The 15,759-nt window shown below is 71.5% G+C and carries 11 protein-coding genes; 4 read left to right on the top strand and 7 right to left on the bottom strand.

Going from position 1 to position 15,759, the window contains the following annotated elements; translation table 11 throughout:
• Position 1 precedes the first annotated feature (1 nt).
• Both ACTWQO_RS36080 and ACTWQO_RS36075 read right to left on the bottom strand, forming a co-directional pair.
• On the bottom strand, positions 2-2,335 hold the full coding sequence (locus ACTWQO_RS36080) for an ABC transporter permease (protein WP_443241599.1): 2,334 nt from the start codon (positions 2,333-2,335) through the stop codon (positions 2-4).
• Entirely contained in the window at positions 2,332-3,021 is a 690-nt protein-coding gene (locus tag ACTWQO_RS36075) for an ABC transporter ATP-binding protein (RefSeq protein WP_443241598.1), read from the bottom strand. The genes ACTWQO_RS36080 and ACTWQO_RS36075 overlap by 4 nt, the downstream gene beginning before the upstream one ends.
• Positions 3,022-3,226: 205 nt before the next feature.
• Between ACTWQO_RS36075 and ACTWQO_RS36070 the strand changes: the two genes are divergently transcribed.
• Positions 3,227-4,546: a sensor histidine kinase gene (locus tag ACTWQO_RS36070; RefSeq protein WP_443241597.1), complete on the top strand. Its 1,320-nt coding sequence runs from the start codon at positions 3,227-3,229 to the stop codon at positions 4,544-4,546.
• Entirely contained in the window at positions 4,543-5,223 is a 681-nt protein-coding gene (locus ACTWQO_RS36065) for a response regulator (RefSeq protein ID WP_443241596.1), read from the top strand. The genes ACTWQO_RS36070 and ACTWQO_RS36065 overlap by 4 nt, the downstream gene beginning before the upstream one ends.
• A gap of 7 nt (positions 5,224-5,230) precedes the next feature.
• Here the strand turns inward: ACTWQO_RS36065 and ACTWQO_RS36060 are convergent, their stop codons facing one another.
• The 4 genes from ACTWQO_RS36060 to ACTWQO_RS36045 form a co-directional block, all read right to left on the bottom strand.
• A complete protein-coding gene (locus tag ACTWQO_RS36060) occupies positions 5,231-5,956 on the bottom strand; it encodes a class I SAM-dependent methyltransferase (protein WP_443241595.1) in 726 nt (241 codons plus the stop codon).
• A 208-nt stretch (positions 5,957-6,164) separates the two neighbouring features.
• Positions 6,165-8,642: a SpoIIE family protein phosphatase gene (locus ACTWQO_RS36055; protein WP_443241594.1), complete on the bottom strand. Its 2,478-nt coding sequence runs from the start codon at positions 8,640-8,642 to the stop codon at positions 6,165-6,167.
• Positions 8,643-8,786: 144 nt separating this feature from the next.
• Positions 8,787-11,183, bottom strand: coding sequence for an MFS transporter (locus ACTWQO_RS36050; protein ID WP_443241593.1), 2,397 nt, complete (start codon positions 11,181-11,183; stop codon positions 8,787-8,789).
• A 169-nt stretch (positions 11,184-11,352) separates the two neighbouring features.
• A complete protein-coding gene (locus ACTWQO_RS36045) occupies positions 11,353-11,796 on the bottom strand; it encodes an SRPBCC family protein (protein WP_443241592.1) in 444 nt (147 codons plus the stop codon).
• Between the two features lie 169 nt (positions 11,797-11,965).
• Here ACTWQO_RS36045 and ACTWQO_RS36040 point away from each other — a divergent pair, with 169 nt between their 5' ends.
• Entirely contained in the window at positions 11,966-13,003 is a 1,038-nt protein-coding gene (locus ACTWQO_RS36040; RefSeq protein ID WP_443241591.1) for an Rv2578c family radical SAM protein, read from the top strand.
• A gap of 136 nt (positions 13,004-13,139) precedes the next feature.
• The gene (locus ACTWQO_RS36035) at positions 13,140-14,711 is read left to right on the top strand and encodes an alpha/beta hydrolase (RefSeq protein WP_443241590.1); all 1,572 of its coding nucleotides are present in this window, start codon (positions 13,140-13,142) and stop codon (positions 14,709-14,711) included.
• A 119-nt stretch (positions 14,712-14,830) separates the two neighbouring features.
• On the opposite strand, the gene ACTWQO_RS36030 is transcribed toward ACTWQO_RS36035, so the two are convergent.
• Positions 14,831-15,406 carry an adenylosuccinate lyase gene (locus ACTWQO_RS36030; RefSeq protein ID WP_443241589.1) on the bottom strand — a complete coding sequence of 192 codons (576 nt, stop codon included), beginning with the start codon at positions 15,404-15,406 and terminating at the stop codon, positions 14,831-14,833.
• Positions 15,407-15,759: the final 353 nt, after the last annotated feature.

Here is a 15,759-nt window from a genome sequence, read left to right as displayed (position 1 = left end):
GTCACTCCGCCCGCAAGGCCCCCGCCACCCGCGTCCGCGCCGCCCACCCCGCCGGCAGCAGTGCCCCGACGACGGCGATCAGCACGCCGGCCAGCGCCAGCAGTGTCAGATCCCGGACGTCGTACACATCGATGAGCTCCGCCGGAATGCGCGTCCCCACGGCCCGCCCCATCTCCGGGATGACGTACCGGTGCAGCGCCACGCCGAGCGGGACGCCGATCGCCCCGGCGGCCAGGCCGATGCCGGCCACCGCGGTGAGGACCTGGGCGACGGTCTGGCGCGGTGTCATGCCGAGGGCCTTGAAGATGCCGAGGTCGCGGGTCCGGTCGCGGGTGTCGAGCACGACCGTGTTGAGGACGCCGAGGCAGGCGACCGCCACCAGCATGGCGGTGAGCATCGCGATCAGCGCCTGCATGGCCCGGATCACGGTCGACTCGCTCGGCTCGGTGAAGGCCGCCTCTCCGCCGGTCGCCTTCAGATCCGCGTTCAAGGACGTGATGTAACTCTGCACATCCGTACCGGACTTGAGCCGCACGCTGAACTCGCTCGGCTGGTAACCGAGTTCGAGTGACGCCAATGACGAGAACGAGGTCCGGACGGCCATCCCCTCGTCGCTCAGGTCGAAGACCTCCCCCACGATCCGCAGCCGGACGTTACGGCCCTCCTCGCTCAACGTCACCGTGTCCCCGACCTTCACACCCGTCACCGTCAGGAAGCGCGAGCCCGCGACCGCCTCACCGCCCGCCCCGAACCAGCGGCCGGACACCATGGTGTGCCGGCTGTGCGCGGCGTCGCCGTCGTACGCCACCACGGGCACCCCGCCCTTCAGACCGGCCACGTGTACCTCGGACCGGGCGGTGCGGTAGTACGAGGCCGTCTCCGGACGGGACTTGATCGCGGCCGCCACCGCGGCCGGATCCGCGGCGCCGCGGGGCTCCGTACCCGGTTCGGGTGGCGCCATGGAGCGTACGGTCACCTCGCCCGCCGCCCGGTCGAGTTCGCCGTCCCGCTGTATCGCGAAGAGCGTGCTGCCCAGCCCGACCGCGAAGGTCACCGCCAGCGCCCCGAACGCCACCGCCGCGGCCATCGTGCCGGAACGGGCGGGCCGGGCGAACGGGCCCGCCAGGCCGAGGGTCACCGGGCGCGGCAGCGGCAGCCGGCCCAACAACTGCCGAACTCCGCGTCCGCGGGCGGCGGTTGCCGCGCGACCGACCCCGAGCACCGAGGCGGTGCGCAGCCGCGCCGCCCGCAGCGCCGGGGCGAACGCGGTGAGGGCGACCACCGCGAGGACGCCGGCCGGCACCACCAAGTTCACCCACAGCGGGATCAGCAGCGTGCCCGTCCCGTAGGCCGCCGCCACCTCCGCCATCAGCGGCACGGCGAGCAGATCGCCCAGTGCCACACCCAGCGCAGCGCCCACCGCCGCCGGGATCAACGCCTGCGCCACATAGGCCCGCCCCACCTGGAGCGGGGTGAGACCGAGGGACTTCAGGATGCCGATGCGCCGGGTCGCGGCACTCACCGCACCGCTCACCACGATGCCGATCACCAGCACCGACATGGCCAGGCCCAGCAGGGCGAAGGCGGTCACGAAGGGGATGTACGCGGTCGTGTTCGCCTCGGCGGCCTGCTTGACGTCCAGATAGGACTGCGTGCCGGTGAGCGTGCGGGCCGGAACGGCGGCGGCGATCGCGTCACGTCCGGCGGCGATATCGGCGCGGCTGTCCGCGTCGGTGAAGCGGTAGAGCATCTGGTACGACGGCTGCGCGTCCAGCGCCGTCAACTGCGTCGGTACGACCCACGCGTCGGCGCTCTCGCCCACGGACTCGGCGATGCCGACCACGGTCAGCTCCACGTCCCCGGCGTAGACGGTGCTGCCGGGCCGCATGCCGGGGTTGCCGGATCCCGCCTCCAGCACGATCTCGCCGGGCTCTTTCGCCCATCGGCCCTCGACGAGGCCGAGGTCGTCCACGGAGGCGTCGGCGGACGCCCGCCCGGCGACCGTCAGCGGGGGCGGGGTGAAGCCGGGCATGCGCTCGTCGGCCGGGCGGAGACGGACGGACGTCACAGCGAACGGGCCCGCGGCGGCCTCGACGCCGTCGACGGAGGCGGTCTGTGCGAGTCTCCCCGGCGCCACCCCGGCGAACTCCGCCGTCAGGTGCGCCCCGTGCTGCCGTGCGAAGGCCCGGTCGAACGGTGCCTGCGACGCCACCAGCAGCCCCAGCGCCAGCACGGACGCGGCCACCGACAGCAGCGTCGTCAGCACGATCACCGCGGTCTGCACACGGCGCCTGCCTACACCGGCACGCACGACCCTCCCCATCGCCCCGCTCATGACGCCACCGCCGGCACATCGCTCGCGATCCTGCCGTCGACCAGCTCGATCGTCCGCGTCGCGCACGACTCGGCCAGCGCCAGGTCGTGGGTGACGAGGACGATCGTCTGCCCGTCACTGTTGAGTTCACGCAGCAGCTCCCGCACCTCGGCGCCCGAGGCGGTGTCCAGCGCGCCCGTCGGCTCGTCGGCGAGCAGCAGCGGTGGGCGGTTCATCAACGCCCGGGCCACGGCGACCCGTTGCCGTTCGCCGCCGGAGAGCCGCCCGGGGTAGGCGCGGGCGTGCCGGTCGATACCGAGGTAGGTGAGGAGCTCGGCGGCCCGGGCGGCGGCCTTCACGCGGGGCACGCCGGAGAGCTGGGCCGGAAGCAGCACGTTGTCGGCGACCGTCAGATCGTCGAGGAGATTGAAGAACTGGAACACCATGCCGATGCGTGAGCGCCGGTAGCGGGCCGAGGCGCTCTCGCTCAACTCGTCGATCCTGAGCCCGTCGACGGTGACACTGCCCGCGCTCGGCCGGTCGAGCCCGGCGATCAGATTGAGGAGCGTCGACTTGCCGCTGCCGGACGGTCCCAGCACCGCGAGCGCCTCGCCGGCCCGCACCTGAAGCGTCAGCCCGGCCAGCGCGGGTGGGCCCTCGTCGTACACCTTGCGCACCTCACGCAGGTCGATCAGCGGATCGGTCATGGCTCGCCCCTTTTTCGTGACTCGGCGTCGGTCCGGCCCGAAGCTAGGCTCGGGCGCCGGGCGGGCACGTCGGCCGCGATGGGGAAGGCCCGTACCGTGCTCGGCTGAGCCGGCGCCGTGTCATCCCCACGATGTACACCGAAGGCGCACGCACCTGCGCCGTACGACGGATCCGCTGACCCGGCGGGCTTGACACACTTGCCCGGTGGACGGTGCCGCGGCGATCCCGCTGAGGAATCCGGCCTCGTGGCTGCGTACGGCGGCCCGGGGTGTCGCCGGTGTGCCCCCGCGCCTGTCCCGTTGGGCGTGGGCGGCGGACGCGGTGCTCGCCCTGGTGCTGGCGGTGGGGACCGTCAGCGCCGATCTGGACCGGTCCTATGTGGAGGACGCGCCCCGGGAGATGGTCCACCACGACGGGCGCCTGCCGGACCGGGGGCTGGTGCCCGAGCCGCCCGCCCCACCGAACATGATCGTCCCGGCCGTCGAGCACACCCTGGGTCCCCTCCCCTGGTGGGCGGTGGTGCTGGCGGTCCTCACCGCCGTCCCGCTGGCCTGGCGCAGGCGCCGTCCGCTGGCCGCGTTCTGGGCGGTGCTCGTGGCCACGGCGCTGTTCCATGTGAGCGAGGTCAACCGGGACGCCACGGTGGTCGCGTTCGCGTCAGTGCTGATCGCGGCGTACAGCGCGGCCATGTACAGCCCGCACCGCAAGGCGGCCGGGGCGAGCCTGGCGGCGGGCGCGGTGCTGCTCGCGGTCGGCAAGCTGGTCCCGGACGTCGACCGCACGCTGATCCCGCTGCTGGTACTGGCGCCGGTCGCGCTGGCCGCCAACGGCCTGCACGCCTGGCGACACCGGGTCCGGACCCTGCGGGCCGAGCAGGATGCGGCGACCCGCCGCGCGGTGGACGAGGAGCGCCGGCGCATCGCCCGCGAACTGCACGACGTGGTCACCCACAACGTGAGCATGATGACGATCCAGGCCGGCGCGGCCCGCAAGGTGCTGGACGTCTCCACGGACCAGGCCCGCGAGGCGATGCTGGCGGTGGAGGCGGCCGGGCGCACCGCGATGTCGGAGCTGCGTCAGGTGATGGGCCTGCTCACGATGGCCGCGGACGGCTCACCGGAGAACGTGGACCTGGCACCCCAGCCCGGCCTCGGCCGGCTGCCCGAATTGGTGGACCGGGTCCGCGGCACGGGAGTTCCGGTGGAGCTGACCGTCACGGGCACCCCGTGCGAGCTGCCCGCCGGGGTGGACCTGGCCGCCTACCGTGTCGTACAGGAAGGACTGACGAACGCCGTGAAGCACGCCTCGGGGGCGAGCGTGACCGTCGCCGTCGAGTACGCGCCCGGCGAACTCCGGGTGGACGTCCAGGACTCCGGCGGTGTGCCGACGCCCGCCGAGGGCAACGGCCGCGGCCTCATCGGGCTGCGGGAGCGGCTCGCGGTGTACGGCGGTACCCTCCACAACGGCAGGCGTCCGCGCGGTGGCTACCGGGTCCGGGCCGTGATCCCGGTGGAGGCGATGTGACCGACGCACCCCGGGTGGTGATCGTCGACGACCAGGCCCTGGTCCGCACCGGCTTCCGGATGATCCTCGCCGCCGACGGCATCGAGGTGGTCGCGGAGGCCGCCGACGGTGACGAGGCGGTCGCGGCGGTACGGCGCACCCTCCCGGACGTCGTCCTCATGGACGTCCGGATGCCGGGCACCGACGGGCTGGAGGCGACGCGCCGGATCCTCGACGGCGCCCAGAGCCCACCGCCCCGCGTCATCATCCTGACCACCTACGACCTCGACCAGTACGTCTACGCCGCACTGACCGCGGGCGCCAGCGGTTTCCTGCTCAAGGACGTCACCCCAGAGCATCTCGCCGCCGCCGTACGCCTGGTCCGCTCCGGCGACGCCCTGCTGGCCCCCGCCATCACCCGCCGCCTGGTGGAGCGCTTCGCGACCGCCGACACCCGTACGGCGTCCCTGCACCGCGATCTGTCCGCGCTCACCCCGCGCGAACTCCAGGTGCTCGAAGCGCTGGCCCGCGGACACAGCAACGCGGAACTCGCCGGACGCTTCCAGCTGAGCGAGGCCACGGTGAAGACACACGTGGCCCGCATCCTCTCCAAACTCCGGCTCCGCGACCGCGCCCAGGCGGTGATCGCCGCTTATGAGACAGGACTGATCAGTCCCGGTTCCGGGCAGGACGGCTGACCGCCCGTCAGGCCGTACGCCCCGCCAACAGCCACCTCGACGGCAGTTCGATCCGGGTGCCGTCGGAGGCGAACTCCGTGGTGATCAGCGGAAGTTCACCACTGGCCAGGACCGTGAGCCCGGCCGCGTGCAGATACACCGGCACCGCGTCGTCGGCGACCTCGCCGGGTGCGATGCCGTGCCGGAAGACCGGGGCCAGCTTGGGCGGCGGGCCCGCGGGGCTCTGGGCGAGGCCCATCAGGACGGGCCGGGCGGCCTCGGAGAGTTCGACGAGGAAGGCCCGGCCGCGTTCCCCGACGAGCGCGGCGATGCCGTCGACGAGGGTCTGCCGGTCCTCGGGTTCGGCCTGGTGGAGCACGCCTCGCAGATAGACATTGGTGTCGCCGAGTTCCGCGTGCAGCGCCTCCGCCTCGGTCTTCTCGCAGGCGTCCAGCAGCCGGTAGGTCGCCTGCCCGGCGGGGTCGGCGCGCCGGGCGTGGTCGAGCGCCGCCTCGGACAGGTCGGCACCGATGACGTGCGGGAAGCGGTCGGCGAGGAAGCGGGTCTGGCTGCCGTTGCCGCAGCCGAGGTCCACCATCGGCAGGTTGGGGTCGGGCAGCTGCGGCTCGAAGATCGCCAGATGGACACCCACCGTCAGCGTGGGCTCCGCGTCCCAGAAAACGGCGCCCTGCTCCTCAGGAGCTTCGCGCCAGAAGCCCTCCCAGGCCTCCCGGTACCGACTCGTCACGCTCATGCCCAACTCCCCAGGGTGCGACGCGGCTGCCCGCCGCAGTTGACCGGCCAGTACGGTGTATCGCGCCCCGGTCATGACGACAAGCGCGTGGCGCGTACCTTCACGGCCCGTTCGATGGGCGTGCGCTCGCGCACGCCCTAAAGGGGCGCGGGGAACTGCGCGACCAGCCACGACGGAGCCGCAGACGCCCCACGACACAGCGCGGCACTCACCTCACAGCACTGCCAGCGGAGCGCCGTGGCAAGCTCAGTTCGAACCAGACGGTCTTGCCGGCCTTGGTCCGGCTGGTGCCCCACTCCCGGGCGAGCGTGCTGACCACCCGCAGACCGCGCCCGAACTCGTCGCCGGGGCCCGTGTTCAACAGGGTCGGCAGCTCGTGGTCGTCGTCGTCCACCTCGCACAGCAGGGTGTCCCCACGCACGAGGCGCAGCTCGATCGGGCGGCTGTGGGAGTGCCGTACGGCATTGGTGACCAGCTCACTGACCATCAGCGCCGTACCGTCGGCGAGCTTGGCGAGCCCCCAGTCGTGGAGCTGTTCGCGGACCACGGCACGCGCCCGGCCGACCTCCAACGGGTCCAGGGAGAGCCGCCATTCGGCCACGTCGTCGGGCTCGATGCCGTTCAGGCGGGCCATCAGCAGGGCCACGTCGTCCTTGCGGCCACCGCGGGTGTTGAGGGCCCGGATGATGGTGTCGCAGGCGTCGTCCATGGACGCGGCCGGGTGGGCGGCCGACTCGCACAGCGTCGCAAGTCCGACGCCGATGTCCTCGCCGCGCACCTCGACCAGGCCGTCGGTGCACATCACCAGCCGGTCGCCGGGCTCCACGCGCACACGTACCGCCTCGAAGGGCACCCCGCCGACGCCGATCGGCGCACCGGTCGGCAGGTCGAGCAGTTCGCTGTGCCCGTCCTCGGCGCGGACCAGCACCGGCGGGATGTGGCCCGCGTTGGCGATGTGCAGTTCGCTCGCGATCGGGTCGTAGACGGCGTACAGACAGGTCGCGAGGTAGGTGTCGCCGAGGCGCTGGGCGAGGTCGTCGAGGTTGCGCAGCAGCTGGGCGGGCGGCAGGTCGAGGGCGGCCATGGTCTGCACGGCCGTACGCAACTGGCCCATCATCGCGGCCGAGTTGAGGCCGTGCCCCATGACGTCGCCGACGACCAGGGCGGTGCGGGCGCCGGGCAGCTTCACGGAGTCGAACCAGTCACCGCCGACGCGCCCGAGGAGCGTGCCGGGCAGATACCGGGTGGCGATGTCGCAGCCCGCCATGCGCGGCGGGATGTGCGGCAGCATGCTGTCCTGGAGGGTCTCGGCGACGCTCTCCTGGTAGGTGTACATGCGCGCGTTGTCGAGCACGAGGCCCGCGCGGGCGGCGAGTTCGGCGCCGGTGACCCGGTCCATGTCGTTGAACTCGACGCGCTCGGGGTGGCGCAGCAGGATCATGAAGCCTAGGACCACATTGCGGGCCTTCAGCGGTACGACCAGCATGGAGCGGCCGGTGATCAGCGGCCTGATGTCGCGCTTCTCGAACTGCGAGGCGATGGCGTGCCCCATCTGCTCGCTGATGCGCGGCACGAGGACGGGCTCACCGCTGGTCATGCACTGGAAGAACGGCGTGTGCGCCGGAAAGGGCATGGCCTCGCCGACGGGTACCACGTCGTCCCAGCGGCCCGGTTCGTCGGTGTGCTCCAGGGCGACCCGGTGCCACATGGTGGTCGTGTCCGGCACGCCGTCCGGGAACCCCTCGCCTGCGACGACCTGTTCCCGCAGATAGGTGCCGGCGACGTCGGTGAAGCGGGGGACGACGGCCCGGCTGACCTCGACGATGGTCTTCGCCAGGTCGAGCGAGGTGCCGATGCGGCCGCTGACCTCGTTGAGGAACTCCAGGCGCTCGCGTACGGCGGTGTACTCGAGGTCCTCGCCCTCGTCGGCGAACTCCTGCGGCACCGGCAGACCTTCGGCCCGCGCCTGTGCCGCCCGCTCGCGGCGTGCCTTGCGTTCGGCCCGCCGGGGCACACCCCAGTCGGGGGTGACGGGCACCCGGTCGTTCTGGCTGAACTCCAGGACGGGATAGCCCAGTTCGAGGATCTGCGCGACGATCCGGGCGCCCTCGCCGACGCTCATGCTGGGCAGGATCTCGGGGAGCCGGCGGGCGAGTTCCTCGGCGCCGGGGAAGTCGGTGTGCAGGGCGAAGCCGGGGGCGATCCGCTCGAAGACCGCGTCCTCGTCGTCGTAGCGCAGACCGGCCGCGTCGGCCGCCAGTACCAGCAGCTTCTCCCGTCCCGGGCCCACCAGGGGGTACGCCCACCACAGGACGTCCGCCCGCTCGTCCGTGGCCACCGCGAGGCGGGCGCGCCCCGCGGCCGGGTAGGACAGCCGCCCGTCGAGGGAGGATTCGAGATCGGGTCCGAGTCCGTCGTACGCCGCCGCATCGGCCCCGTACAGGGTGACGTCGTCCTCCTCGGGGAGGGCGCCGGAGACGGGGAGCAGGTCGAGTGCGGGACGGCCGATCGCGTCCTCCTTGGCGGCGCCGAACAGCCGCCGCGCGCCCGTGCTCCAGTGCGACACCAGACCGTCGCGGTCCACGACGACCACGGCCAGCGGGATACGTCCGGCAGCGGCGGGCTCCGCCGCGCCGTCCCCAGCTCCGCGGCTGGGAGGTACGTCCCTCTCGGTGCCACGGTCCATGTCCCCGGCCCTCTCTCCCCACGGCTCCGCAAGATCTGTGCCGCCGCCACCACGGTACGGCGGTGACCGCTCACGATGTGCGGCAATACGGGAATTGGCGGAACCGGAGCGCCCCGGCGCACGGGCCCGCGCCCGTGGGACGTTTCAGTCCTCGTGACCCAGCTGGAGGTCCCGCTCCGTCCGCCCCCCGCCCGCCACTTGGAGCACGGTGGCCACGGGCGGATACCCGGCGGCGATGACGGTGTACTCGCCGCTCGACAGGTCCACGAACCGGAACGTTCCGTCCGTTCCGGTCGTCAGCGTGTCCACGACGTTGCCCGCCGCGTCGAGCAGCGTCACGCGCGCGTCGTCGACGGGCCGCCCGCCGCTCGCGCGCACGGTGCCGCGCAGCACGGCACCGCCGGCGAGTTCGATGTCCTGGCGGGTCTCGCGGGCGGCCTGGACGGTGACGGGCAGCGCGGTGGGCCGGAAGGCGGGCGCGCTGGCGGCAAGGGTGTACTCCCCGGCGACCAGTTCGCCGATGACGTATCCGCCCTCGCGTCCGCTGCGGGTGCTGGCGACCACCTCGCCGTGCACGTTGGTCAGCGTGACGGTGGCCTCCCGCACCGGCGTGCCGTCGGCGGTGAGCACGCTCCCGGCGAGCCGTCCGGCGCCGCCGAGGACGACGTCCAGGTCGACGGGGCGTTCACCGACGGTCACGGAGACGGCCTGCGGCTGATGCCCGCCCGCCGCCGCGATCAGGACGTACGACCCCGACCCGGGCGTGGACAGCGCGTACCGCCCGTCCTCACCGCTCGCGCCCCGCCCGATCTGCTGTCCGCCGACATCGATGAGCGTGAGCGCCGCGCGCGGGACGACGGTTCCGTCGGGGTGCTGCACCGTGCCGCAGACGGGGATTCCGGCGGCGTACGGGGATCGGGCCTGCGGGATGGGGGCGTGCACGTACGGGGCTTCCGTCTCGGGGGTGTTGTGGGACTCTGCGGTGTTCAACAGGGGGGTCTCCTTGAGGAAGAAGGCGATCAGGAGGCCGAGGACGAGCACCGGCACCAGATAGAGGAAGATCCGCGGCATGGCGTCGGCGTAGGCCCGGATGTACGCGTCGCGCAGCTCCGGTGGCAGCGCGTGGACGAGCTGCGGGGTGATCGACTCGGGGTCGGGCAGTCCGGCACCCGCGTGTGCGGGGAGGCGGTCGGCGAGGGCGTCGGTGAGCCGGTCCGCGAAGAGCGTGCCGAAGACGGCGGCGCCGACGCTGCCGCCGATCTGCCGGAAGTAGTTGTTGGCGCTGGTGGCGGTGCCGAGGTCGGCCGGGCGCACGGAGTTCTGCACGGCGAGGATCAGCACGGGCATCACCATGCCGATACCGGCGCCGAGGACGGCCATCCAGATGCTGTAGTGCAGTCGGGGTGTGTCGATGTCGAGCCGGGACAGCAGCCACATGCCGATGACGGAGAGGGCGCCGCCGAGGATCGGGTGGATCTTGTAGCGGCCGGTGTGGCTGATGAGTTGTCCGGAGACGATCGAGGCGATGACGATGCCGCCCATCATGGGCAGCATCAGCAGCCCGGACTCGGTGGCGCTCGCCCCGTCGACCATCTGCAGGAACGTCGGCAGATAGCTGGCGGCGCCGAACAGCGCGACTCCGACCACGAGCCCCACCAGGCCGGTGATGTTGAAGACGGAGTCCTTGAACAGCCGCAGCGGGATGAGGGGTTCGGGCGCGAAGTGCTCGGCGACCAGGAAGAACAGGGAGGCGACCGCGGCGCCCGCGCCCAGGCCGAGGATGACCCGGGAGTCCCAGGCGTACTCGGTGCCGCCCCAACTGGTCAGCAGCACAAGGCAGGTGGAGGCGGCGGCGAGCAGCAGCGAGCCGAGGATGTCGAGCCGGGGCTTGACTTGGGGCTTCGGCAGTTTCAGTACGACCGTGACGACGGCCAGCGTGACCAGTCCGAAGGGCACGTTGATGTAGAAGCACCAGCGCCAGGAGTGATGGTCGGTGAAGTAGCCGCCCAGCAGCGGCCCGGCGACGGAGGCGAGGCCGAACGCGGCGCCGATCAGGCCCATGAAGCGGCCGCGCTGCCGGGGCGGCACGATGTCGGCGATGATCGCTTGGACGCCGATCATGAGCCCGCCCGCACCGACGCCCTGGACGGCCCGGTAGGCGATCAGCTGGTCCATGGTCCCGGCCCGGCCCGCGAGCGCGGAGCCGACGACGAAGACGACGATCGCGAACTGGAAGACACTCTTGCGGCCGAGGAGGTCGCCGAGCTTGCCGTAGATCGGCAGTCCGACGGTGGAGGTGAGCAGATAGGCGGTGATCGCCCAGGACATCTTGTCCAGGCCGTGCAGCTCACCGACGATCTTCGGGAGCGCGGTGGCGACGATCATCTGCTCCAGGGCTGCCAGCAGCAGGGCCAGCATCAGCCCGAGGAAGACCAACCGCACACGGCGGGGGCTGAGTTCGACCGCCTGGGGCGGTGGCGGTGCGGGGGTTTGCGGGGGTGCCAGGGCCGGTTCGTCCTGCACCAGAGTCGTCCCGCCCACGTACCGCTCCCCTCGTCGCGCTGCCGCACAATTCCCGCGTAAAAGCGACAACTACGAGCAAGCGCGACGAGTTACGGCATCATGCCGGTCGGTCAGGAGTTCCACTCGAACCGGTGAGACGCCAACGGCCTTTACAGGCCTGCGTCTTGAGCTACTTCTCGACCCGGAGTTACTTCTCGACCTCGGTGGCGAGCTTGGCGAGCACGGCGTCGTAGATCCGGCCGAGACCCTTGGGCGCGAAGGTCTTCTCGAAGAAGCCGCCGATACCGCCGGCACCCTTCCAGGTGGTGTGCACGACGACCCGGGAGTTGCCCTCGCCGGCCGGGGTGACCCGCCAGGTGGTGACCATCGTGGAGTTGCGGTCCTTCTCGACGAGTTCACCGTCGGTGGGCTCGCTGACCTCCAGGAGGCAGTCGCGCACCCGCTTGCTGGTGGCCTGGAGCTTCCAGTGCACGAGGGTGCCCTCGCCGTCGCCGCCCTCGCGCACCTCGTACTCGCTGAAGTGCTCGGGCAGCAGCTTCGCGCGGGTGCCGCTGTAGTCGGCGAGGGCGTCGAACACCTTCTCCGCGTCCGCCGCGACGACCCGCTCCGTAGTGGCCTCGACCTGCGCCATTGACTTCCTCCAGGACCTGGTTTTTCGGGGGCGGGGGCAAGCCAACCACCCCGCTCCCCGGCGGCCCAAATCGGGGTGCTCCCGGGCGTCCGAAGCGATCAGAAACTGCCCTTGCCCGATAATTCGAACACGTGTTTCAATCGGGAGGCAGTGCTACCGAGGAGGCGTCATGCGCTGGGAGAACCTCACAGTGAAGTCCGGCGGCAGCCAGACAGACGCCGCGCTGTTCGGCGCGGACTCTGTGGTCACCCGCACCTTCGACACGCCCGAGTTCCGCGGGATCACCTTCCACGAGGTGCGGGCCCGTTCGATCATCAACCGGGTGCCGGGGGTCTCCCGCATGTCCTTCGACTGGACGGTCAACCCCTATCGGGGGTGCACGCACGCGTGCGTGTACTGCTTCGCCCGCAAGACACACACCTATCTCGACCTCGACACCGGGATCGACTTCGACTCCCAGATCGTGGTCAAGGTGAACGCCCCGGAGCTGCTGCGCCGTCAGCTCGGCTCACGGCGCTGGCAGGGCGAGCACATCGCGATGGGCACGAACGTCGACTGCTACCAGCGGGCGGAGGGACGGTACGGCCTCATGCCGGGCATCCTCACCGCCCTGCGCGACCACGCGAACCCCTTCTCGATCCTGACCAAGGGCACGCTGATCCTGCGCGACCTCGAACTGCTCAAGCAGGCGTCCCGGGTGACGGACGTCGGCATCTCGGTCTCCGTCGGCTTCACCGACCCCGAGCTGTGGCGCACCGTCGAGCCGGGCACGCCCGCGCCGGAGCGCCGGCTGGACGTCGTACGGACCCTGGGCGAGCACGGCATCGGGTGCGGGGTCCTGATGGCGCCGGTGCTTCCGTTCCTGAGCGACCATCCGGACCGGCTCCGGGCGACGGTACGAGCGATCGCGGCCGCCGGGGCCACCTCGGTCACGCCGCTGGTGCTGCATCTGCGCCCCGGCGCACGCGAGTGGTTCATGGCCTGGCTGGGACAGCACCACCCGTATCTGGTGCGTCGTTACGAGCGGCTGTACGCGGCCGGTGCGTACGCGCCGAAGTGGTACCAGCGCCGGATCACCCGTCAGGTCCATGAACTGGCCCAGGAGTACGGCATCGGCCCCGCGGACGGGGGCATGCCGCGACGGATCCGGGAACCCGAGCCCGTAGGACCGGATCTGTCCGAACCGACCCAACTTTCGCTGATTTAGGAGCGTTCTGGCGCATCTCGCGACCCGATTGGGTCAAGTCTTGCCAGAACGCGTTCTTCCGGGGGCGCTTTCCGGGACGATGCGGCGTGGACCGTGACCTTCGCGGTCCGAAACCCCTCCGTCCTGGGAGGACTCCATGAGAAAACGCGCAGCCGTGCTGTGCGGCGCCGCAGTCGTGGTGGCCGGGACCATCACGGCCGTCCCCGCCGACGCGAGCGCCCCGCGGACCGCGGACACCGCACTCGCCACGAAACTCACCTGGAAGAAGTGCGGCACCACCGACTATCCGACGCTCCAGTGCGCGTCCCTCAAGGTGCCGCTCGACCATGCGAACCCGCACGGGCGGCAGATCACCCTTGCCCTGTCCCGCGTCCCGCACACCGCGAAGAAGTACCAGGGCCCGCTGCTGGTCAACCCCGGCGGCCCCGGCGGCAGCGGTCTGACGCTCGCCGGATTCGTCGCCTCCACGCTGCCCAAGGCGGTCGCGGCCCAGTACGACGTCATAGGCTTCGACCCGCGCGGCGTGGGCGAGAGCAAGCCCGCCCTCGACTGCTCGCCCGGCTACTTCAACCCGGTGCGACCCAACTCCGTGCCCAGCTCACCCGCGATCGAGAAGGCCAACCTCGTCCGCGCCAAGTCCTTCGCCAAGGCCTGCGGCCAGAAGTACGCGGATGTGCTGCCGTACATCAACACGGTCAGCGCCGTGCAGGACATGGACGCGATCCGGCGGGCCCTGGGCGCCAAGCAGATCAACTACTTCGGCTACTCGTACGGCACCTATCTGGGCGCGGTCTACGGCAAGCTCTACCCGGAGCGCGTACGGCGCCTGGTCCTGGACTCGATCGTCGACCCCACGGGCGTCTGGTACGAGGACAACCTCGACCAGGACTACGCCTTCAACGACCGTCACCGCGCCTTCATGGCGTGGGTCGCCAAGTACGACTCCACGTACAAGCTCGGCACCGACCCGGCCAGGATCGAGGCCAAGTGGTACGCGATGCGGGCGGCGCTGGCGAAGAAGCCGGCCGGCGGGAAGGTGGGCGCTTCCGAGTTGGAGGACACCTTCCTTCCGGGCGGCTACTTCAACGGCTACTGGCCCTATCTGGCAGAGGCGTTCGCGGCCTATGTGAACGACAAGAACGCCGACCCGCTGGTCGAGTCGTACGAGAACTTCGCGGCCATCGACCCCGCGGGGCACAACGGCTACAGCATCTACGCGTCGGTCCAGTGCCGTGACGCGGACTGGCCGCGCGACTGGAGCCAGTGGCGCAAGGACAACTGGGCGGTGTACGCGAAGGCACCGTTCATGACCTGGAACAACGCCTGGTACAACGCGCCGTGCGCGTTCTGGCCGACGGACTCGCTGGACCCCGTGGACGTCACCAACGGCAAGCTGCCGCCGGCGCTGCTGTTCCAGGCGACCGACGACGCGGCCACTCCGTACGAAGGCGGCGTGACGGTCCACCGGTTGCTGCGCGGCTCCAGCCTGGTGGTCGAGCAGGGCGGCGGCAACCACGGCATCTCGCTGAGCGGCAACGCCTGTCTGGACAAGCACCTGGCGGCGTATCTGACCGACGGCACGGTGCCGCGCAGCGGCGGTGAGGTCGACGCGGTGTGCGCCGCGCTGCCCGATCCGAAGCCGCTGAGCTCGGCGTCGACCCCATCACGCGGCGCGACACTGCACGGCATGCTCGGCTTCCGCGGCTGAGCGCACCGTCGGGGGCGGGCGTTGTCAGACCCACGGTCCACCATGGACACAAGGGCAACGCCCGTGCCCGGCGCTTCTACGAGCGGGCGGGTAGGTGAAGGAGCTTGCGGGCCGACTGCTCACCCCTCCTCCGGAATCCGTGCCAGCGCCCGTACCGCTGCCTCCGCGAGGGCGGGATGTGCGAGGGCCTCCTTAAGGACGGGTCGCGCGCGGGAGTCGCCGAGGGCGCCTAGGCCGTCTACGCAGGCGAGGGCGACCTTGCGGTAGGGGTCGTGGGGGCGGAGGCGTCGTTCCAGGGTGGTGATGAGGGCGGGTACGGATTCGGGGGCGCCCAGGTCGGTGAGGAGGCGTACCGGGTGGAGGGCGTAGGCGACGCGGAGTTCGTTGGTGGCGAGGGCGGCTGCCGCCCGGGCGGTGCGGGGGTCACCGAGGCGGGCCAGGGCGTGGGCGGCGGAGGCGCAGCGCTGAGGGTCGCGGTGGTTGAGGAGGAGGACGAGAGCCTCGAAGGCGCGGCGGTCACCGGCCAGCCCCAGCCGGAAGGCGGCCAACTCCCTGGCCCACAGCGGCTGTCCGGGCGCGGTGAGCACACCGGCCAGTTCGTCGTGGTCGCCGGTGGCGACGAGGTGCTCGTACGCCGCCGATGCCGCCGACTCCTGCCGTAAGCGCTCCGTGACTGATCGCAACTCTTCGTCCATGAGGGCGAGCGTAGACGCGCCGCCGTCGCGCCGGGACCTACATCACAAACTCGGGGGCTGGCGCGCTCGTTACCCGCGGGTTAAGCTCAGACGAGCGAGTTACCCACTCGCGGACTTGCTTATGACGGCCTGGTGACGCAGCCGTCGTGAGTGCTGGTCGGTTCGGTACATCGCGTACCTCAGTAGGACCCGGCTCCGGGACAGGGCCGGTCGATCCGCCGCTCCCCGGGCGTGTGCACGCCCGCGGTGACGGCACCGGGCGTGTGCGCTCGCAGCCCGGCAACACCCGCACTCCTCAACCGGCAACCGGCGTGCGCCTCTTGGCGCACCCGGTCGCGCTCCCAGTCGTCACC

The sequence above is a fragment of the Streptomyces sp. 4N124 genome (assembly GCF_052245395.1).
Lineage (GTDB): Bacteria > Actinomycetota > Actinomycetes > Streptomycetales > Streptomycetaceae > Streptomyces.
This window is presented reverse-complemented; position numbering and strand designations above follow the sequence as displayed.